This is a genomic window from Streptomyces canarius (assembly GCF_014650735.1).
GTDB lineage: Bacteria > Actinomycetota > Actinomycetes > Streptomycetales > Streptomycetaceae > Streptomyces > Streptomyces olivaceoviridis.
On the sequence record NZ_BMVN01000008.1, the window covers coordinates 157914 to 176989 of the forward strand.

Annotated in this window: 18 protein-coding genes, 1 tRNA gene and 1 pseudogene; 3 read left to right on the forward strand and 17 right to left on the reverse strand. The window is 69.8% G+C overall.

The genetic code is table 11. The annotated features are described in order from the left end of the window. Nucleotides 1-36: 36 nt before the first annotated feature. From rpoB to IE294_RS14405, 9 genes are all read right to left on the reverse strand, one after another. A complete protein-coding gene (rpoB, locus tag IE294_RS14365) occupies nucleotides 37-3522 on the reverse strand; it encodes a DNA-directed RNA polymerase subunit beta (protein WP_189885919.1) in 3486 nt (1161 codons plus the stop codon). A gap of 550 nt (nucleotides 3523-4072) precedes the next feature. Beyond that, nucleotides 4073-4462, reverse strand: a complete 390-nt coding sequence (gene rplL / locus IE294_RS14370) for a 50S ribosomal protein L7/L12 (RefSeq protein WP_014674355.1) — start codon at nucleotides 4460-4462, stop codon at nucleotides 4073-4075. Nucleotides 4463-4573: 111 nt separating this feature from the next. Then, nucleotides 4574-5104 carry a 50S ribosomal protein L10 gene (gene rplJ, locus IE294_RS14375; protein WP_014674354.1) on the reverse strand — a complete coding sequence of 177 codons (531 nt, stop codon included), beginning with the start codon at nucleotides 5102-5104 and terminating at the stop codon, nucleotides 4574-4576. 410 nt (nucleotides 5105-5514) lie between these two features. Next, nucleotides 5515-6435, reverse strand: a complete 921-nt coding sequence (locus IE294_RS14380) for an SCO4651 family lipoprotein (protein WP_189885921.1) — start codon at nucleotides 6433-6435, stop codon at nucleotides 5515-5517. A 166-nt stretch (nucleotides 6436-6601) separates the two neighbouring features. Continuing rightward, nucleotides 6602-7327 (reverse strand): 50S ribosomal protein L1, encoded by a 726-nt coding sequence (rplA, locus tag IE294_RS14385; RefSeq protein ID WP_014674352.1) that lies wholly within the window; start codon nucleotides 7325-7327, stop codon nucleotides 6602-6604. A gap of 100 nt (nucleotides 7328-7427) precedes the next feature. Further along, the gene (rplK, locus tag IE294_RS14390; protein ID WP_014674351.1) at nucleotides 7428-7862 is read right to left on the reverse strand and encodes a 50S ribosomal protein L11; all 435 of its coding nucleotides are present in this window, start codon (nucleotides 7860-7862) and stop codon (nucleotides 7428-7430) included. Between the two features lie 169 nt (nucleotides 7863-8031). Beyond that, a complete protein-coding gene (gene nusG / locus IE294_RS14395) occupies nucleotides 8032-8895 on the reverse strand; it encodes a transcription termination/antitermination protein NusG (protein WP_189885923.1) in 864 nt (287 codons plus the stop codon). 80 nt (nucleotides 8896-8975) lie between these two features. After that, a complete protein-coding gene (gene secE, locus IE294_RS14400; RefSeq protein WP_014674349.1) occupies nucleotides 8976-9263 on the reverse strand; it encodes a preprotein translocase subunit SecE in 288 nt (95 codons plus the stop codon). Nucleotides 9264-9369: 106 nt separating this feature from the next. Next, nucleotides 9370-9442: transfer RNA gene (locus IE294_RS14405), tRNA-Trp, on the reverse strand. 260 nt (nucleotides 9443-9702) lie between these two features. On the opposite strand from IE294_RS14405, the gene IE294_RS14410 reads away from it, so the two are divergent. Both IE294_RS14410 and IE294_RS14415 read left to right on the forward strand, forming a co-directional pair. After that, complete coding sequence (locus IE294_RS14410) at nucleotides 9703-10929, forward strand: pyridoxal phosphate-dependent aminotransferase (RefSeq protein ID WP_189885925.1); 1227 nt, start codon at nucleotides 9703-9705, stop codon at nucleotides 10927-10929. A gap of 124 nt (nucleotides 10930-11053) precedes the next feature. Then, on the forward strand, nucleotides 11054-12094 hold the full coding sequence (locus IE294_RS14415) for an adenosine deaminase (protein WP_189885927.1): 1041 nt from the start codon (nucleotides 11054-11056) through the stop codon (nucleotides 12092-12094). Here IE294_RS14415 and IE294_RS14420 read toward each other — a convergent pair. Together IE294_RS14420 and IE294_RS14425 are read right to left on the reverse strand one after the other, a co-directional pair. After that, on the reverse strand, nucleotides 12039-12746 hold the full coding sequence (locus tag IE294_RS14420) for a hypothetical protein (RefSeq protein ID WP_189885929.1): 708 nt from the start codon (nucleotides 12744-12746) through the stop codon (nucleotides 12039-12041). The genes IE294_RS14415 and IE294_RS14420 overlap by 56 nt on opposite strands. Nucleotides 12747-12778: 32 nt before the next feature. Then, nucleotides 12779-13402 (reverse strand): TetR/AcrR family transcriptional regulator, encoded by a 624-nt coding sequence (locus tag IE294_RS14425; RefSeq protein WP_189885931.1) that lies wholly within the window; start codon nucleotides 13400-13402, stop codon nucleotides 12779-12781. Nucleotides 13403-13516: 114 nt separating this feature from the next. Here IE294_RS14425 and IE294_RS14430 point away from each other — a divergent pair, with 114 nt between their 5' ends. After that, nucleotides 13517-14149 (forward strand): NAD(P)-dependent oxidoreductase, encoded by a 633-nt coding sequence (locus IE294_RS14430; protein ID WP_189885933.1) that lies wholly within the window; start codon nucleotides 13517-13519, stop codon nucleotides 14147-14149. A 70-nt stretch (nucleotides 14150-14219) separates the two neighbouring features. On the opposite strand, the gene IE294_RS14435 is transcribed toward IE294_RS14430, so the two are convergent. The 6 genes and pseudogenes from IE294_RS14435 to IE294_RS14460 form a co-directional block, all read right to left on the reverse strand. Then, nucleotides 14220-15275: a UDP-N-acetylmuramate dehydrogenase gene (locus IE294_RS14435; protein WP_189885935.1), complete on the reverse strand. Its 1056-nt coding sequence runs from the start codon at nucleotides 15273-15275 to the stop codon at nucleotides 14220-14222. Between the two features lie 198 nt (nucleotides 15276-15473). After that, nucleotides 15474-15864, reverse strand: a pseudogene (locus IE294_RS14440) (DUF3291 domain-containing protein). A 28-nt stretch (nucleotides 15865-15892) separates the two neighbouring features. Continuing rightward, nucleotides 15893-17347, reverse strand: coding sequence for an MFS transporter (locus IE294_RS14445; RefSeq protein ID WP_189885937.1), 1455 nt, complete (start codon nucleotides 17345-17347; stop codon nucleotides 15893-15895). Between the two features lie 85 nt (nucleotides 17348-17432). Continuing rightward, nucleotides 17433-18002 carry a TetR/AcrR family transcriptional regulator gene (locus IE294_RS14450; RefSeq protein WP_189885939.1) on the reverse strand — a complete coding sequence of 190 codons (570 nt, stop codon included), beginning with the start codon at nucleotides 18000-18002 and terminating at the stop codon, nucleotides 17433-17435. Nucleotides 18003-18143: 141 nt separating this feature from the next. Further along, nucleotides 18144-18572 (reverse strand): MaoC family dehydratase, encoded by a 429-nt coding sequence (locus IE294_RS14455; protein WP_014674339.1) that lies wholly within the window; start codon nucleotides 18570-18572, stop codon nucleotides 18144-18146. A 7-nt stretch (nucleotides 18573-18579) separates the two neighbouring features. Further along, nucleotides 18580-19032, reverse strand: coding sequence for a MaoC family dehydratase N-terminal domain-containing protein (locus tag IE294_RS14460; RefSeq protein WP_189885941.1), 453 nt, complete (start codon nucleotides 19030-19032; stop codon nucleotides 18580-18582). Nucleotides 19033-19076 lie beyond the last annotated feature (44 nt).

The window sequence follows — 19076 nt, forward strand, 5'->3', positions numbered from 1 at the left end:
GGGGCCCTTGTGGGTCAGGGCCCCGCCGGACTCCCGTCAGACCTCTTCGACGCTGCTCGGCTCGCGCCGGGACAGGTCGATACCGAGCTCCTCCGCAGCGCGGAAGACGTCCTCGTCGGTGTCGCGCATCTCGATGGACATACCGTCGCTGGACAGCACCTCCACGTTCAGGCAGAGCGACTGCATCTCCTTGATGAGCACCTTGAAGGACTCGGGGATGCCGGGCTCGGGGATGTTCTCGCCCTTGACGATGGCCTCGTAGACCTTCACGCGGCCGGTGACGTCGTCGGACTTGATGGTCAGCAGCTCCTGGAGGGCGTACGCGGCGCCGTAGGCCTCAAGGGCCCACACCTCCATCTCACCGAACCGCTGGCCACCGAACTGCGCCTTACCACCCAGCGGCTGCTGGGTGATCATCGAGTACGGGCCGGTCGAGCGGGCGTGCAGCTTGTCGTCGACCAGGTGGTGCAGCTTCAGGATGTACATGTAGCCGACCGAGATCGGGTCCGGGAACGGCTCACCGCTACGGCCGTCGAACAGCCGCGCCTTACCGGTCGGGAGCACCATGCGCTCGCCGTCCCGGTTCGGGATGGTGTGCTGGAGCAGACCCGCCAGCTCGTCCTCACGGGCACCGTCGAAGACCGGGGTCGCGACGTTGGTGCCGGGGGCGACCTGGTCGGCGCCGATGACCTGGAGGCGCTGGGCCCACTCCTCCGCGAGGCCGGAGACGTCCCAGCCGCGGCTGGCGAGCCAGCCGAGGTGGATCTCCAGGACCTGTCCCGGGTTCATTCGGGACGGCACACCCAGCGGGTTGAGGATGATGTCGACCGGGGTGCCGTCCTCCAGGAACGGCATGTCCTCGATCGGCAGGATCTTGGAGATGACACCCTTGTTGCCGTGACGGCCGGCGAGCTTGTCACCGTCGGTGATCTTGCGCTTCTGCGCGACGTAGACGCGGACCAGCTGGTTCACGCCCGGCGGCAGCTCGTCGCCCTCCTCGCGGTCGAAGACGCGCACACCGATGACCTTGCCGGTCTCGCCGTGCGGCACCTTCAGCGAGGTGTCACGCACCTCACGGGCCTTCTCACCGAAGATCGCGCGCAGCAGGCGCTCCTCCGGCGTCAGCTCGGTCTCACCCTTCGGGGTGACCTTGCCGACGAGGATGTCACCGGCGATGACCTCGGCACCGATGCGGATGATGCCGCGCTCGTCCAGGTCGGCGAGGACCTCCTCGGAGACGTTCGGGATGTCCCGGGTGATCTCCTCGGGGCCGAGCTTGGTGTCACGGGCGTCGACCTCGTGCTCCTCGATGTGGATCGAGGAGAGGACGTCGTCCTGCACGAGGCGCTGCGACAGGATGATCGCGTCCTCGTAGTTGTGACCCTCCCACGGCATGAACGCCACGAGCAGGTTCTTGCCGAGGGCCATCTCGCCGTTCTGGGTGGCCGGGCCGTCGGCGAGGACCTGGCCCTCGACGACACGGTCGCCCTCGTTGACGATGACCTTCTGGTTGACCGAGGTGCCCTGGTTGGAGCGGGCGAACTTGGCCAGGCGGTACGTGATGTACGTGCCGTCGTCGTTGGCGGTGGTGATGTAGTCCGCGGAGACCTCCTGGACCACACCGGCCTTCTCGGCCTTGACGACGTCGCCGGCGTCGACGGCGGAGCGGTACTCCATGCCGGTACCGACGAGCGGGGCCTCCGACTTAATCAGCGGAACGGCCTGGCGCATCATGTTCGCGCCCATGAGGGCACGGTTGGCGTCGTCGTGCTCGAGGAAGGGGATCATGGCGGTCGCGACCGACACCATCTGGCGCGGCGAGACGTCCATGTAGTCCACGTCCTCGGGGCCGACGTAGTCGACCTCGCCGCCACGACGGCGGACGAGCACGCGGCTCTCCTCGAACCGGAGGTCGTTCGTCAGCGGCGCGTTGGCCTGCGCGATGACGAAGCGGTCCTCCTCGTCGGCGGTCAGGTAGTCGACCTCGTCGGTGACCTGGCCGTCGATGACCTTGCGGTACGGGGTCTCGACGAAGCCGAACGCGTTGACCCGGCCGTAGGAGGCGAGCGAGCCGATCAGACCGATGTTCGGGCCTTCCGGCGTCTCGATCGGGCACATACGGCCGTAGTGCGACGGGTGCACGTCACGGACCTCGAAGCCGGCCCGCTCACGGGAGAGACCACCCGGGCCGAGAGCCGACAGACGGCGCTTGTGGGTGAGACCCGACAGCGGGTTGTTCTGGTCCATGAACTGGGACAGCTGGCTGGTGCCGAAGAACTCCTTGATGGAGGCGACGACCGGCCGGATGTTGATCAGGGTCTGCGGCGTGATCGCCTCGACGTCCTGGGTCGTCATCCGCTCGCGGACGACACGCTCCATACGCGCCAGACCCGTGCGGACCTGGTTCTGGATGAGCTCGCCGACGCTGCGCAGACGACGGTTGCCGAAGTGGTCGATGTCATCGGTCTCGACGACGATCGTGTCGCCGTTGTCACCGGTGGTCTCCGTCTCGCCGGCGTGCAGCTGCACCAGGTACTTGATCGTCGAGATGATGTCCTCGACGGTCAGGATGCCCGCGTCCAGCGGAGCGTCGGCGCCCAGCTTCTTGTTGACCTTGTAGCGGCCGACCTTGGCGAGGTCGTAGCGCTTGGGGTTGAAGTAGAGGTTCTCCAGCAGCGTCTGCGCGGCCTCACGCGTGGGAGGCTCGCCCGGGCGCAGCTTGCGGTAGATGTCGAGCAGCGCGTCGTCCTGGCCCTGGGTGTGGTCCTTCTCCAGGGTGGCGCGCATCGACTCGTAGTCGCCGAACTCCTCAAGGATCTGCTCGGTCGTCCAGCCGAGCGCCTTCAGCAGCACGGTGACCGACTGCTTGCGCTTGCGGTCGATACGGACACCGACCATGTCGCGCTTGTCGATCTCCATCTCCAGCCAGGCACCCCGGGACGGGATGATCTTGGCGGAGAAGATGTCCTTGTCGGACGTCTTGTCGATGCTGGAGTCGAAGTAGACACCGGGGGAACGGACCAGCTGGGACACCACGACACGCTCGGTGCCGTTGATGACGAAAGTGCCCTTGTTCGTCATGAGCGGGAAGTCGCCCATGAAGACGGTCTGGGACTTGATCTCGCCGGTCTCGTTGTTGGTGAACTCGGCGGTGACGAAGAGCGGGGCGGCGTACGTGAAGTCGCGCTCCTTGCACTCGTCGATCGAGTTCTTGGGCGGCTCGAAGCGGTGGTCCCGGAACGTCAGCGACATCGACCCGGAGAAGTCCTCGATCGGGGAGATCTCCTCGAAGATCTCCTCCAGACCGGACTTGGTGGGGACGTCCTGACCGTTCTCAAGAGCCTCCTCGACCCGAGTCTGCCAAGCGGTGTTGCCGAGCAGCCAGTCAAAGCTCTCGGTCTGCAGCGCGAGCAGGTTCGGAACCTCGAGGGGCTCCTTGATCTTTGCAAAGGAGATGCGCAGCGGGGCGGTGCTGGCGCCGTTGTTCGTATTCGCGGTCGAGGCAGTGCGCGAGGCGGCCAAGAGGGGGTCCTTCCGAGGGCTCGGACTCACTACGCGCGTACCGGTCCCTCTCCCATACACAGGGACGGAAACCCCAGGCCAGGGGGGCTTAGGTCGACTGTGCTCAAGTGAGGGCAGACCCCTGGTGACGGGCAGGGGACAGCTAACAGGCAGCGCAAAGGGTCAGTGTAGCCACTTGGCACACTGATGTCCAGTGCGGGTTTTCGAAGACCCTCGTTGCCCTCAACGCCCTTGTCAACGCCCTCGGCATGCCTGCCCTCAACGCACGTTGATACTGCCCTCTTCGTCGCCGATCCATGCCTCGGATTCGGATCCTTGTGACGACGCGTCCTGAGAATTGCGCGCTGCGTGCGGTTCGTCAAGGGTTCCTTGCCCGAACCGGAGCAACGGGAGACACGACGAAGATCACCTTACCCCTCACGAACAGAGGTGCAAGGCAGCCCAGGCCGGACCCCGGGGAACGCCGAAGGGCGACCACCCGGATGGATGATCGCCCTTCGGTGCGTTCGCGTTACAGCCCTAGGGGGCCGTTTCGACGGTCGCGAAGGTCTTACTTGACCTCGACGGACGCGCCGGCGCCCTTGAGGGCCTCGGCGGCCTTGTCGGCCTGCTCCTTGTTGACCTTCTCGAGGACCGGCTTCGGGGTGCCGTCGACGAGGTCCTTGGCCTCCTTCAGACCCAGGGAGGTCAGCTCACGCACGACCTTGATGACCTGGATCTTCTTGTCGCCGGCGCCGGTGAGGATGACGTCGAACTCGTCCTTCTCCTCCTCGGCAGCGGCCTCGGCGCCACCGGCGGCACCGCCGGCAACGACGACCGGGGCAGCGGCGGCAGCGGTGACGTCGAACTTGTCCTCGAAGGCCTTCACGAACTCGGAGAGCTCGATGAGGGTCATCTCCTCGAACTGGGCAAGCAGCTCGTCCTGGGTGAGCTTCGCCATGATGGCGGTCCTTCCACTCAAATCGGCAGGTGCCGGATGTACTGGATAAGGCGGGCGTACGTCGGCCCGCTGCGACCCGCGCCGTTGGTGCGGGTCAGAAAGCGAGCCGAATTACTCGGCACCGCCCTGCTCGGCCTGCTTGGCGCGCAGCGCGTCCACGGTGCGGACGAGCTTCGACGGCAGCGCCTGGAAGACGGAGGCAGCCTGGGACTGCTTCGCCTTGAAGGCACCGGCCAGCTTGCTGAGCAGAACCTCGCGGGACTCAAGGTCCGCAAGCTTCTTGATCTCGTCGGCGGAGAGGGCCTTGCCCTCAAGGACACCGCCCTTGATGACGAGATTGGGGTTGTCCTTGGCGAAGTCACGCAGACCCTTCGCCGACTCCACCGGGTCACCGGTGACGAAGGCGACGGCCGTCGGTCCAGCGAAGAGCTGGTCCTCCAGCGTGATCCCGGCCTCCTTGGCCGCAATCTTGGTCAGCGTGTTCTTCACCACGGCGTACTGGGCGTTCTCACCGAGCGACCGGCGCAGCGTCTTGAGCTGCGCCACGGTGAGACCGCGGTACTCGGTCAGCACGGCGGCGTTGGAGCTGCGGAACTTGTCCGTCAGCTCCGCAACCGCGGCAGCCTTGTCGGGCCTCGCCATAGAGCCTCGGCCTCCTTCCGGGTGATTCGGACCGCGCGGACCCGAAGGAGGACTGGGGAAAACGAAACGCCCCGGCGCAGGCGCACGGGGCGGACTCGACCGGCCGCACACACGCTCGGCGCGCGCGCTCCGGGAGTTCTTCCACTGTCACCTGCGCGGGTCGCCCACTTTTCAGCGGATCCTTCGGCCACCGCACCCTCGTTCGAGAGCGCGGCAACGACCAGCGGTCTTTGGCTTCTCGAAGAGAGTACGGGACGGGGGCTCCATCGAGCAAATCGGCCGTTTACGACCGCTCCGGCCGGGGCACAGCGGGCTCCGCCGGCCGGGCGGGCAGGGTGAAGGGCGGCAGGCCCTCCGAGGGGCGCTGAGCGCGCCTCGGAGGGCCGTGAGGGCCGCCGGGGTCAGGGAGGTCAGGAGGTGGTGCCGGTGCCGCCCGTCAGCGTGCCGCCGGACTTCAGCATGTCCGCGAAGTCCTTGGTGTCGCCGGCCGGGGGTGCCTCGGCGGTCACCTTCACGCCGTAGTCGCTGTAGAAGGAGGTGTTGGTCATGGCGCCGTTGGCCGTGTCGGCCTTCTCGGTCTTCTTGACCAGCAGGTCCTGGTCGTTGATCCAGATGTCGACGGTGTCGGTGGTGACGCCGGCCTGGCTGAGCTGCTTCTTCAGGGCCGACAGCTGCTCGGCGCTGAGGTCGCTGGTCCTGCCCGCGAGGTCGGCGACGTTCAGCGTGCCCGAGTAGTGGGTGGTGTGGACGCCGGAGACCGTCTCCTCGCCGACCTTCTTGACGTCACCGGAGGCCAGCAGCATCTTCACGGACTGGTTCGGCGTGGCGTTCTGGATCTGGTCCTTCATGTACGAACCGGAGGCGCCGCCGAGCTTGGCGAGGTCGTCGTAGGAGTACTTGATCCAGTGCTTGCCGCCGCCCGCCTGCTGGGCGTAGGCGTCGCTCATGTGCGCGTAGTAGGCGTCCGGCAGGTACCGGGCCTCCATCGACTGCGTGCCGGCCTTCTTCATCAGCTCGGCCATCTGGCCGCCGGTGTAGGTGATGGTGAGGTTGCCCTTGAGGCCGTCGCCCCAGGTGAGGGCGCCGTTCGCGGTCATCGACATGAGGTCGCCGATGGACGTGGTGGAGCGCACCTTGGCGGAGTCGGCCTTGTCGGTGGACTTCTCGGCGGAGCGCAGGGCGGCGATGGGGCTGACGTGCGCCGCGGTCTTGCCGGCCGCCTTGTCACCGCCGTCCTTGCCGGAGTCGGAGGAGCCGCACGCGGCCACTCCGGTCAGGGCGGCCACCACGGCTGCGGAAAGGGCCACCCGGCGCACGGTCGTGCTCATCATCTGCTCCCACCCCTGATGCGTGTCCTGTGCCTGCACGGTATGCCAGGCCACTGACAGTCGTGCGAAAAGTCGCACAAAGAAAGGACGGGCCCGGAACCTCGAAGGTTCCAGGGCCCGCCCTCTTCTTCACGCGTACCTGACGCGGCTACCGGGCTGAGCTACGGGCTCAGACGGCGGCCGGGTCCTCCTCGACGAGGAGGTTGCGGGTGCGGTTCGGGTCGACCGGGATGCCGGGGCCCATGGTGGTGCTGACCGCGGCCTTCTTGATGTAGCGGCCCTTGGCGGCGGACGGCTTCAGACGGAGGATCTCCTCCAGCGCGGCGCCGTAGTTCTCCACCAGCTTGGAGTCGTCGAAGGACGCCTTGCCGATGATGAAGTGCAGGTTCGAGTGCTTGTCGACGCGGAACTCGATCTTGCCGCCCTTGATGTCGGTGACGGCCTTGGCGACGTCGGGGGTGACGGTGCCGGTCTTCGGGTTCGGCATCAGACCACGCGGGCCGAGGACGCGGCCGAGGCGGCCGACCTTGCCCATGAGGTCCGGGGTGGCGACGACGGCGTCGAAGTCCAGACGGCCCTTCGCCACCTCGTCGATCAGTTCGTCGGAGCCGACGATGTCGGCGCCGGCGGCCTCCGCGGCCGCAGCACGGTCACCGGTCGCGAAGACCAGGACCCGGGCGGTCTTGCCGGTGCCGTGCGGAAGGTTCACGGTGCCACGGACCATCTGGTCGGCCTTGCGCGGGTCGACACCCAGACGGAAGGCCACCTCGACGGTCGCGTCGAACTTGGTCGTGGAGGTCTCCTTGGCCAGACGGACGGCCTCGAGCGGGGCGTACAGCTTCTCCCGGTCGACCTTGGCGTCCGCAGCGCGGAGAGCCTTGCTGCGCTTGCTCACAACTTGCTCCTGTGTGTTCTGAAGGAGTCGTGGTCCCTGGGCCGAGCAGGCCCTGCCACGTGCGACCGGCTACGGCCGCATGACTACTGGGGGGTTGGGGTCAGCCCTCGACCGTGACGCCCATGGAACGCGCGGTACCGGCGATGATCTTCGCGGCGGCGTCCAGGTCGTTCGCGTTCAGGTCGGCCATCTTGGTCTGGGCGATCTCGCGGACCTGCGCCTCGGTGATCTTGGCGACCTTGGTCTTGTGCGGCTCGCCGGAGCCCTTCTCGATGCCCGCGGCCTTGAGGATCATCTTCGCGGCCGGCGGCGTCTTGGTGATGAAGGTGAAGGAGCGGTCCTCGTAGACCGTGATCTCCACCGGGATGACCCAACCGCGCTGCGACTCGGTCGCGGCGTTGTAGGCCTTGCAGAACTCCATGATGTTGACGCCGTGCTGACCCAGCGCCGGGCCGACCGGCGGAGCCGGGTTGGCGGCGCCGGCCTGGATCTGGAGCTTGATGAGCCCCGTGACCTTCTTCTTCTTGGGAGGCATAGCTCTCCGGGTCCTTTCGGTTCGGGTCCTGCCCGCCTCCGGGGACCACCCGGATGCAGGCATACCGCACAACGATAACGGGTATAGATGCGCGGCCAAAAACCGTGCAGGTCAGGAGGGCTGAACCAGCCCGCCTGACCTGCACGGAAGCGGTACGTCCAGAAATGGACTAGTTCTTCTGGATCTGGTCGAAGGAGAGCTCGACCGGCGTCTCGCGGCCGAAGATCTCCACCAGGCCCTTGACCTTCTTCGAGTCGGGGTTGATCTCGTTGATGGTCGCCTGAAGCGTGGCGAACGGGCCGTCCGTGACGGTGACCGAGTCGCCGACCTCGAAGTCCAGCACCTGGACCTCGACCTTGCGCTGCGGGGCGGGCTTGCCCTCGGCCTCGGCGGCCTCGCGAGCGGCCTTCTCCTCGGCCTCCGGGGCGAGCATCTTGACGATCTCGTCCAGGGTCAGCGGGTACGGGTCGTAGGCGTTGCCGACGAAGCCGGTGACACCCGGGGTGTTGCGGACGACGCCCCAGGACTCGTTCGTCAGGTCCATGCGGACCAGGACGTAACCCGGCAGCTTGTTCTGCTTGATCGTCTTGCGGTCGCCGTTCTTGATCTGGACGACCTCCTCCTGCGGCACCTCGGCCTGGAAGATGTAGTCCTCGACGTTCAGCGAGACGGCGCGCTGCTCCAGGTTGGTCTTCACGCGGTTCTCGTAGCCGGCGTAGGTGTGGATGACGTACCACTCGCCGGGCAGGGTGCGCAGTTCCTCGCGCAGGGCCTCGACCGGGTCCACCGGAGCGGCGGGCCCTTCCTCGGCGGCCTCCGCGACGGCGGCCTCCTCGTCGGCCTCGTCGGCCTCTTCGTCCTCGTCCTCGGCGTGCAGGGCGGCCTCCTCGGCCGGCTCACCCGCCTCGGCCTCGGCAGCCTCGAACTCGTCCTGCTCGTCCGCGCCCTCGACGATGTCGAGCTCGTCGTCCACCGTCTCGGCAGCCAGCCCTCGGGGCTCGGTGGCGTCGTCGTTCAGGTTCGGGTCAGACACGATGGCTGCTTCTTCCTGGATACATAGGGGTGGAACATGCGAAAACGGGCGCCGGTACCACGGCGCCCTTCGCTCTTGGCTCAGCCGAAGACGTACTTGGCCGCGTGGTTGAGCCCATAGTCAATCACGGTCACCAGGGCGATCATGATGGCGACGAAGAAGATCACCACGGTGGTGTACGAGGTGAGCTGGTTGCGCGAGGGCCAGACGACCTTGCGGAGCTCCGCGATGATCTGTCGGTAGAAGGTGGCCAGGCGCTTGAGCGGGCCCTTCTTGGCGCGCTTGCCGCCCTTGCGAGCCCTCTTCTTGGACTCGGACACCTCGTCCTGGGCATCAGGCGTGTCGATGGAGCCCACGGCGTCCGTCATTGTCCTCACCTGATCCCGGGTCGTGGCCGTGCCGCGCCCGGTTTCTGAGCCGCACGGCGGTGCATTGCTGTACGTACATGCGCACACATCCTGGCGGTGTGTGTAGCAGGGCCGGAGGGACTTGAACCCCCAACCGCCGGTTTTGGAGACCGGTGCTCTACCAATTGAGCTACGACCCTTTGTGTGTCCCCCAACGTACCGCATCCGACCGGGTGCCCGGTGTGCACCGGCTCGGCGGCGGCTGCTGAAGGCCAACGAGGTGAGAGTGTACGTGGTCCGGGCCCCGGCGTCGAACAGAAAGTGCCCGTACGGGGCCGTGTGACCAAAGATCGTCCTGGCCGGGGCCCGGATTCGGACCCGTGTTCACGCCTCGACCCTTCCTGTTCAGTCTGTGAAACCCGTGTGCCGGGGTCATTTCCGGTCTGGAACGATGGGCCGCATGAGCGCTGCAACCCCTCCCACCGAGCGCCGGGTCTCCGCCCGAGTCGGCGCGATCTCCGAGTCCGCCACCCTCGCCGTGGACGCCAAGGCCAAGGCCCTGAAGGCCGCCGGGCGTCCGGTGATCGGCTTCGGCGCCGGTGAGCCCGACTTCCCGACCCCGGACTACATCGTCGAGGCGGCCGTCGAGGCCTGCAAGAACCCCAAGTACCACCGCTACACCCCGGCCGGCGGCCTCCCCGAGCTGAAGGCCGCCATCGCCGCGAAGACGCTGCGCGACTCCGGCTGGGAGCCCGACGTCTCGCAGATCCTGGTCACCAACGGTGGCAAGCAGGCCATCTACGAGGCGTTCGCCGCGATCCTCGACCCGGGCGACGAGGTCATCGTCCCCGCGCCGTACTGGACGACGTACCCGGAGTCGATCCGCCTGGCCGGCGGTGTCCCGGTCGAGGTCGTCGCCGACGAGACGACCGGCTACCGCGTCACGGTGGAGCAGCTGGAGGCGGCACGCACGGAGAAGACGAAGGTGGTCCTCTTCGTCTCCCCGTCCAACCCGACCGGCGCGGTGTACTCCGAGACCGAGACCGAGGCGATCGGCCGCTGGGCCGTCGAGCACGGCCTGTGGGTGCTCACCGACGAGATCTACGAGCACCTGGTCTACGGCGAGGCCGCCGCCGTGTCCCTGGCGGGGCTCTTCCCCGAGCTGCGCGACAAGTGCATCGTGGTCAACGGCGTGGCGAAGACGTACGCCATGACCGGCTGGCGCGTGGGCTGGGTCATCGGCCCGAAGGACGTGGTCAAGGCCGCGACGAACCTCCAGTCGCACGCCACCTCGAACGTCTCCAACGTCGCCCAGGTGGCCGCGCTGGCCGCCGTCTCCGGTGACCTCGACGCCGTGGCGACGATGCGCGAGGCCTTCGACCGGCGCCGCAAGACCATCGTGCGGATGCTCAACGAGATCGACGGCGTGCTCTGCCCGGAGCCGGAGGGCGCCTTCTACGCCTACCCGTCGGTCAAGGCGCTGCTCGGCAAGGAGATCCGCGGCAAGCGCCCGAAGGACACCGTCGAGCTGGCCGCGCTGATCCTGGAGGAGGCCGAGGTCGCGGTCGTCCCGGGCGAGGCCTTCGGCACGCCGGGCTATCTGCGGCTGTCGTACGCGCTCGGTGACGAGGACCTCGTCGAGGGCGTGAGTCGCATCCAGAAGCTGCTGGCGGAGGCCAGGGACTGAGTCGTCCATTTCTGGACAGGGGCACCTACGGATTCCCGGAGGTGCCCCTGTTCGTTTGTGCGAGCAAGAGCACGTGAGGGGAAACGGCTACCGGGACAGCGGGGACATACGGCAGGATCTGGGAATGGAGCGTGTACGTGATCTCTCTGGGCTGCCGAAAGCCCATCTGCACCTGCACTTCACCGGCTCGATGCGACCGGGCACCGTCCTGGAACTGGCCGACAAGTACGGCATCCGGCTGCCCGACGCGCTGACGGAGGCGCTGACCAGCGGGGAACCGCCGAGACTGCGGGCCACGGACGAGCGGGGCTGGTTCCGTTTCCAGCGGCTGTACGACGCCGCGCGCTCCTGTGTGCGCGAGCCCGAGGACATCCAGCGCCTGGTCCGGGAGGCCGCCGAGGAGGATCTGGCGGACGGCTCGGGCTGGCTGGAGATCCAGGTGGACCCGACGTCGTACGCGCCCCGGCTGGGCGGTCTGATCCCGGCCCTGGAGATCATCCTGGACGCGGTGGACACGACCTCGCGGAAGACCGGGCTCGGCATGCGGGTGCTGGTGGCCGCGAACCGGATGAAGCACCCGCTGGACGCGCGCACGCTGGCCCGGCTGGCGGTGCGCTACGCGGACCGGGGTGTGGTCGGCTTCGGGCTCTCCAACGACGAGCGGCGGGGCATGGCGCGGGACTTCGACCGGGCCTTCCACATCGCGCGGGAGGGCGGTCTGCTGTCGGCCCCGCACGGCGGCGAGCTGACCGGCCCGGCGTCGGTCCGGGACTGCCTGGACGACCTGGACGCCACGCGGATCGGGCACGGGGTGCGGGCGGCGGAGGACCCCCGGCTGCTGAAGCGGCTGGCCGACCGGGGCGTGACCTGTGAGGTGTGCCCGGCGTCGAACGTGGCGCTCGGCGTGTACGAGAAGCCGGAGGACGTGCCGTTGCGCACGCTCTTCGAGGCGGGCGTCCCGATGGCGCTGGGCGCCGACGACCCGCTGCTGTTCGGCTCCCGGCTGGCCGCCCAGTACGAGATCGCCCGCCACGCCCACGGCTTCACGGACGCCGAACTCGCGGAGCTGGCCCGGCAGTCGGTGCGCGGGTCGGCCGCCCCGGAAGAGGTCAAGAAGCGGCTGCTGGCCGGCGTGGACGACTGGCTGGCGCGCCCGGCGGCCTGAAGTGGGCGTACGGCGGACAGGGCTTGGAGGAGACCATCACCTCGACGGGGTGCCCGCCGCCGGGCGGATCGGCCAGGGGCAGGAACGACCCCAGGTACGCCATACGCCCTTCGCCGGCACGGTTGTGGTACGGCCCCCGGCCCGCCGCGTCCGCGAAGCGGGTGGCCGTCTCGGCGAACGCCTGCCGGTGACCGAAGAGGAAGAAGGTACGCGCGTGCGTGGCGTGCCGCAGGTCGCCCCGGAAGTCCGCCCGGTCCCGGCGCCCGCTCCAGGCGGCGGCGTCCCGCGCGGTGCGGGCCTCGTCGGTGCGGACGGTCAGGGGCGCGCCCTGGCGTGGTCTGCGGCGCAGTTCGGGCCACTGGCTGGGGCGCGGGCCGAGGCGTTCGTGGACGAGGACGAGGTCGACCAGCTCGCCGACGCCCTCGTCGGGCGGGACGCCGTCGCGCAGCGGCACGTGGACGACGGTGTGCGGGGAGCGGGCGGCGAAGGAGAACAGGCCGGCGAGCCGGTTCAGCCCGTCGTGGTCGCCGAGCAGCGTGCCGACGGGGTCGGGGGCGCGCAGCGAGGTGTGGCGCAGGGTGTGCCGGGGCCGGACGATCCGGTGCTCGTGCGGTCCGGTGCGGGGCCGGAACTCGCGCAGCCTCAGCCGCATGGGGGACGCCTCATGCGCGGTGCCTCATGGCGTCAGGGTCGTGGGTCGTCCGGCGTGTCCGCAACGGAGATTCCGCCCACCAGGGTCGCCGCCAGGCGGGCGGCGAACTCGTCGACGGGCGGGCGTTCGCGGGTCTCGGTGGCGTCGTAGGCGAACGCGCGCTGGGCGCAGGCGCCGAGGAGGAGTGAGGCGGCGGCGTAGGTGTCGGCGTCGGCACGGACGCGGCCGGCGGCCTGTTCGGCGCGCAGGTAGGCGTCCAGGCCCTCGATGGGCAGGTGCGGGCCGGAGCCGATCGCGCGCAGCGCCTCGTCGTGACGGCGTTTGAGCTGGGTCTCGGCGTACAGGGAGGCGGCGATCGGGAAGCTCTGCTCGTAGAAGAGGGCGGCCTGGCGGGCGATCTCGGTGAGGTTCCCCGCGAGCGTGCCCCGGCCCGGTGCGGCGGCGAGGCCGCTGAGCAGCGGGGTGAGGCGGGGCAGGCGCTCGGTGAGGACCCGTACGAACAGCTCCTCCTTGCTGTCGAAGTACTTGTAGAGGGCCGCTTCGGAGCAGCCGGCCGCGCGGGCGATCTCCTTGGTGGTGGCGCGGGCGAGTCCGACCGTGAGCATGAGTTCGTGGGCCGCGTCGAGGATGCGCACACGCGCCGGCTTCGTCTCCATGGGGCTCCGATCGGGGCTTGACGGGCGGGTGAGTGTTTACCCACCCTAGAGGCGGCATGTGGTGAGTGAGCACTCACCCACCACGTCCGCGGACGAGGGGAGTCGGACGTCACCATGAAGCTCACTGTCTTCGGCGCCACGGGAGGGATCGGCCGGGAGCTGGTCGGCCAGGCCCTGAACGCCGGTCACGAGGTCACCGCGGTCGTACGGGACCCGGCCCGGCTCGCCGTCACCGGCGACCGTCTGGAGGTCGTCCGCAGCGGCCTGACCGGTCCTGAGGAACTGCGGCCCGCGGTGCGGGGCCGGGACGCCGTCCTGTCGGGCCTGGGCGCGCGCAGCCGCAAGGACGCCGGGGTGGCCGCCCGGCTGACCCGTACGGTCCTGGCCGCCATGGAGGCGGAGGGTGTACGCCGGCTGCTGGTGGTGAGCGCCGCGCCGGTCGGCCCGGCCCCGGCGCACGACGGCCCCCTGGACCGAGGGGTGCGGCACCTGGTGTCGGCGATCCTCAAGGACGTCTACGCCGACCTGCGCGAGATGGAGGCCGAGCTGGCCCGCAGCGGCACCGACTGGACGTCCGTACGGCCGCCCCGGCTCCAGGACAAGCCGCTCACCGGCCGCTACCGCACCGTCGTCGGCGGCTTCCCGCCCCGGGGTCGCTTCATCGCGCGCGCGGACGTCGCGCACGCGATGCTGTCGATGATCGACGCGAGGGAGACCCTGAAGCAGGGGGTCGGGGTGGCTTACTGACCCCGTGCTGTCCGGGAGCCGCTCCCTGAAAGCTCCCGGAGCCGCCGCAGAGCCTCTCGGAACCCCGCTCCTAGAGGCTGACGCCGACGGTCACCGGCTCGTTGACCAGGGTGACCCCGAACGCCTCGCGGACGCCGGCGACCACCTCGCGGGCCAGGGCGAGCAGGTCCTCCGTGGTGGCGCCGCCCCGGTTGGTGAGCGCGAGGGTGTGCTTGGTGGAGATGCGGGCGGGGCCGGTGCCGTAGCCCTTGGTGAAGCCCGCCTTGTCGATCAGCCAGGCCGCGGAGGTCTTCGTACGGCCCTCCCCCGCCGGGTAGGCGGGCGGCTCGACGTCCTCGCCCAGCCGTTCGCGCACGCGCGCGTGGAACGCGGCGAACTGCTCCTCGGTGAGGATCGGGTTGGTGAAGAAGGAGCCGGCCGACCAGGTGTCGTGGTCCTCGGGGTCGAGGACCATGCCCTTGCCGGCGCGCAGCTTCAGCACGGTCTCCCTGGCGTCGGCCAGCGGCACCCGGTCCCCGGGCTCCACCCCGAGGGCTCGGGCCGTCTCGGCGTACTTGACCGGCGCGGACAGCCCGCCCGCGTCCTCCAGCTCGAAGCGGACCCGGAGCACGACGTAGCGCTCGGAGTCGGCCTTGAAGCGGCTGTGGCGGTACGAGAAGGCGCACTCCTCGTTCGTCAGCGTGACGGTCTCGCCGGCCCGCCGGTCGTAGGCGATCACCTCGGTGATCGTCGAGGAGACCTCCTGGCCGTAGGCGCCCACGTTCTGGATCGGCGTGGCGCCCGCGGATCCGGGGATGCCGGCCAGGCACTCGATCCCGGCGAGCCCGGCCTCCACGGTGCGGGCGACGGCGTCGGTCCACACCTCGCCGGCCGCGAGCTCCAGGGTGGTGCCGCGTAGCTCGACCCCGCGCGTGGCGATGCGCAGTGCGGTGCCGTCGAAGCCCTTGTCGCCGATGACCAGGTTCGATCCGCCGCCGATGACCAGCAGCGGGGTGCCGCTGTCGTCGGCCTCGCGGACGGCGGCGATCACCTCGGCGTCGGTGGCGGCGGTCACCAGCCGCGTCGCGGGACCACCCAGCCGGAAGGTGGTCAGCGGAGCAAGGGGGGCGTCGTGGAGTACCTGCACGGGCCCAAGACTACGAGACGGGTCGGCGGGGGCCGCGCCGGCAGGAGGGCGGGGAACGCGGCACGCGCGCGTGCAGGCCCCTCCCCCGCTCCGCCGCCGTGTGCACACGCGTCGCCGTGCCCGGAAACAGCACGCACGCGCGCGTGGGCCTTCCTGCGGGCCGTGGGTCCACGCGCGCGTGCGGTGCCGTCCCGGCGGCTACGCCAGTCGCCGCGTCGCTTCCTCGCAGCTCACCGGGAGTTCACCGGCGGAGGCCCGCCACGTGGCGAACCGGACGTCCCGCATCTGGTCCGCCACGGCCCGGGACGTCGGCCGGTGGGCGCCGGTGGGCTCCGGAGCGGGCGAACTCCTTGAGTGCGGCGGCCGACTCCCAGGCGGACAGGGTCCAGAAGGTCCGCCGCAGGGGCTGCGCCCCGAGGGTGGCCCCGTAGGCGCCGGGCGCGCGGCCGCCCTGCCGCCGGACGGCCGGTGTGCGGACGAGGAAGCGGAGGGCGCCCCCCAGGGTGCGGATCCCGAAGCGCGAGGCGAAGACGCGCGCCTCGGCGCCGGCCGGCGGGGAGTTCGGCACGGTCCGGGGGAGCGTGGGCATCGCGGGCTCCTTGCGCGGGGGTGGCGGGTCAGCGGGAGGCGGTTTCGAGGACCGGCGCGGGCGCCTCCCCGGCCGCGAGGACGGCGCTTTCGCGGCCGGGGATCACCAGGGCCGCGACCGCGGCGAGGACGACCACCGCGGAGCCGGTGACCAGGGCCGGCCGCAGACCGTCCACGAAGCTCTGCGCGGACTCGTAACCGCCCCGCGCGGAGAAGATCGACGACATCACCGCGATGCCGAGCGCGCCGCCCACCTCGCGCAGCGCGTTGTTCGCGCCGGAGGCGATCCCCTGCTCCTGCGGACGGACGCCGGACATGACCAGGCTGGCGGCCGGCGCGAAGTACAGGGCCATGCCGACGCCGCTGACGATGAGACCGGGCAGCTGGACGGCGTAGGAGGCGTCCGTGGTGACCACCCAGGACATGTAGCCGAGCCCGGCGGCCTGGAGGAACAGGCCCGCGGCGACGACCGGCCGGCCGCCGATCCGGTCGGAGAGGAGCCCGGCGACGGGCGCGACGAGCATCGGCATGCCGGTCCACGGCAGCATCCTCAGCCCCGCCTCGGTGGGCGAGTAGCCGAGGACGCCCTGCATGTACTGGCTGAGCAGGAAGATCGACCCGAACATGCCGACGAACATCAGCAGGCTGGCCGCGTTGATCCCGGAGAAGGCCCGGGAACGGAACAGCCGCATGGGCAGCATCGGGTGCGCCGTGCGGGAGCTGTAGCCGACGAAGCCCGCGAGCAGCGCCCCGCCCGCGCCGAGCGCGGTCAGCACCACGGAGTCGGTCCAGCCGTCGGCGGGCCCGCGGACCAGGCCGTAGACGATCCCGAAGAGCCCGCCGCTGGCGAGGAGCGTGCCGGGAAGGTCGAGGCGGGCGCCGGTGCCGCGGGACTCGGCGAGGCGCAGCCGGGCGAGCGGCAGCGCGGCGAGGCCCAGGGGGACGTTCAGCCAGAAGATCCAGTGCCAGGAGACGTGCTCGGTGAGGCTGCCGCCGATCAGCGGCCCGGAGGCGACGGCCAGTCCGTTCACCGCGCCCCAGATGCCGTACACCGTCCCGCGCCTGGCCGCGGGCACGGCCGCCGTGAGCAGGGTCAGCGTGAGCGGCAGCATCACGGCCGCGCCGACGCCCTGCACCGCGCGGGCGGCGATCAGGGAGTCGATGCCGGGCGCCATGGCCGCGGCGGCGGACGCGCCGGTGAAGACGGCGAGTCCGGCGATGAACATCCGCCGGCGTCCGAAGCGGTCGCCGAGCGCGGCGCCGAACATCAGCAGGACGGCGAAGGTGAGCGTGTACGCGCTCACGGTCCACTCCAGGTCGTCCAGCGCCCCGCCGAGGTCCTCACGGATGGAGGGCAGGGCGGTGGTGACGACGAGGTTGTCCAGGGACGCCATGAATCCGGCGACGCTCGTGATGACGAGGGCCCATACCGCGCTCGCGCGCGACGGGGTGGTGGTGCCGGGTGGTGCTGTCTGCTGTGCCATCGCTTCCCCCAGGGATCTTAGTTAGTTATTGCTGACTAACTTTCTTGGGCATGCCAGTGCCCGCCGAGGCGACGGGGCCAGGCCCCTACACCTCCAGGCGGCCCGTGACCCGGGCCGACGGATAGAGCCCCTCCCACACCCGGTGCTCGGGCGGAAACCCCATGGCCACCAGGCAGTTGATGAGCATCCCGTGAGCCAGGAAGGCGGTCGTCTCGTCGACGTCCGCGCCGAGCGCGAGCCGCACGGTGTCCCACAGCCGCATCCAGCCGGCCCGTACGCTCTCGCCGAACTCCCGGTCACCCTCCTGCTCCGCGGCGGCCACGGCGATGTACATCTGCATCTGCATGATCAGCCACTCGGGCCGCTCCGCGATGACCTTGGTGTACGCGTTCGCCATGGCGTGCAGGGCCTCCTCGCCCCGCAGCCCCTCCGAGGCCTCCTCGAAGGTCCGGATGGTGTCGTCCACGCAGCGTTCGGCCGCCGCCAGGAAGATCGCCTTCTTGCCCGGGAAGAGCCGGAAGAGGTACGGCTGCGAGACACCGACCCGCCTGGCGATGGCCTCCGTGGAGGTGCCGTGGTACCCGCCGCGCGCGAACTCGGCGGTCGCCGCGCGGATGACGCTCTCGCGTCGCTCCTCTGCGCTCATCCTGGGCATGCGGGAAAGTTAGTACTCAATCACTAACTTCGTCAAGGCGGGGGGTGTGCGTGAGGAACGGCATGCGCAAGGGGCACCCCGCCCATGCGTAAGGGGCGCCCCGCGAAGGAGGACGCCCCTCACACGCACCGCTTTGGCACGTCAGGCGAGCCGTACGACCGCCCGGGACATGCCCAGCACCTTCTGGCCGGCGCTCATCGCCGTCAGGTCCACCCGTACGGTGTTGTCGTCCAGCTTGGCCCCGACCTTGCCGCTGACCTCGATCAGGGCGCCCTGGTCGTCGTTGGGGACGACGACGGGCTTGGTGAAGCGGACGCCGTACTCGACGACCGCACCCGGGTCGCCGACCCAGTCGGTGACCACGCGGATCGCCTCGGCCATGGTGAACATGCCGTGCGCGATGACGTCCGGCAGGCCCACCTCCTTGGCGAACTTCTCGTTCCAGTGGATCGGGTTGAAGTCCCCGGAGGCGCCCGCGTAGCGCACGAGCGTGGCGCGGGTCACGGGGAAGGTCTGCGCCGGCAGCACGGTGCCGACCTCGATCTCGTCGTAGGCGATCTTCGCCGTCATCGGGTTCTCACGCCTCCTCGGCCGCGCGGGCCACGAGCTTGGTCCAGGCGGTCACGACGTGCTCGCCGGCCTCGTCGTGCACCTCACCGCGGATGTCCAGGACGTCGTTGCCCGCGAGGGACTTGATCGCCTCGATCGTGGAGGTGACCGTGAGCCGGTCGCCGGCGCGCACCGGGCGGGCGTAGGCGAACTTCTGGTCCCCGTGCACCACGCGGCTGTAGTCGAGCCCCAGCTGCGGGTCCTCGACGACCTGGGCGGCGGCACGGAACGTGATGGAGAACACGAAGGTCGGCGGGGCGATCACATCGGAGTGACCGAATGCCTTGGCGGCCTCGGGGTCCGTGTACACCGGGTTGGTCTCACCCACCGCCTCGGCGAACTCGCGGATCTTCTCCCGGCCCACCTCATAGGGCGCGGTGGGCGGGTAGGTCCGTCCCACGAAGGACTGGTCGAGCGCCATGGCCCGGCACCTCCTGATGTCTGCTGTGGCTGGCCCCAAATTAG

Excerpts from the sequence above, each read along its gene's own strand:
- rplL (WP_014674355.1), bottom strand. The coding sequence starts at position 4,462 with ATGGCGAAGCTCACCCAGGACGAGCTGCTTGCCCAGTTCGAGGAGATG.
- rplJ (WP_014674354.1), bottom strand. The coding sequence starts at position 5,104 with ATGGCGAGGCCCGACAAGGCTGCCGCGGTTGCGGAGCTGACGGACAAG.
- IE294_RS14380 (WP_189885921.1), bottom strand. The coding sequence starts at position 6,435 with ATGATGAGCACGACCGTGCGCCGGGTGGCCCTTTCCGCAGCCGTGGTG.
- rplK (WP_014674351.1), bottom strand. The coding sequence starts at position 7,862 with ATGCCTCCCAAGAAGAAGAAGGTCACGGGGCTCATCAAGCTCCAGATC.
- secE (WP_014674349.1), bottom strand. The coding sequence starts at position 9,263 with ATGACGGACGCCGTGGGCTCCATCGACACGCCTGATGCCCAGGACGAG.
- IE294_RS14410 (WP_189885925.1), top strand. The coding sequence starts at position 9,703 with ATGAGCGCTGCAACCCCTCCCACCGAGCGCCGGGTCTCCGCCCGAGTC.
- IE294_RS14415 (WP_189885927.1), top strand. The coding sequence starts at position 11,054 with ATGGAGCGTGTACGTGATCTCTCTGGGCTGCCGAAAGCCCATCTGCAC.
- IE294_RS14420 (WP_189885929.1), bottom strand. The coding sequence starts at position 12,746 with ATGCGGCTGAGGCTGCGCGAGTTCCGGCCCCGCACCGGACCGCACGAG.
- IE294_RS14425 (WP_189885931.1), bottom strand. The coding sequence starts at position 13,402 with ATGGAGACGAAGCCGGCGCGTGTGCGCATCCTCGACGCGGCCCACGAA.
- IE294_RS14430 (WP_189885933.1), top strand. The coding sequence starts at position 13,517 with ATGAAGCTCACTGTCTTCGGCGCCACGGGAGGGATCGGCCGGGAGCTG.
- IE294_RS14445 (WP_189885937.1), bottom strand. The coding sequence starts at position 17,347 with ATGGCACAGCAGACAGCACCACCCGGCACCACCACCCCGTCGCGCGCG.
- IE294_RS14450 (WP_189885939.1), bottom strand. The coding sequence starts at position 18,002 with ATGCCCAGGATGAGCGCAGAGGAGCGACGCGAGAGCGTCATCCGCGCG.
- IE294_RS14455 (WP_014674339.1), bottom strand. The coding sequence starts at position 18,572 with ATGACGGCGAAGATCGCCTACGACGAGATCGAGGTCGGCACCGTGCTG.
- IE294_RS14460 (WP_189885941.1), bottom strand. The coding sequence starts at position 19,032 with ATGGCGCTCGACCAGTCCTTCGTGGGACGGACCTACCCGCCCACCGCG.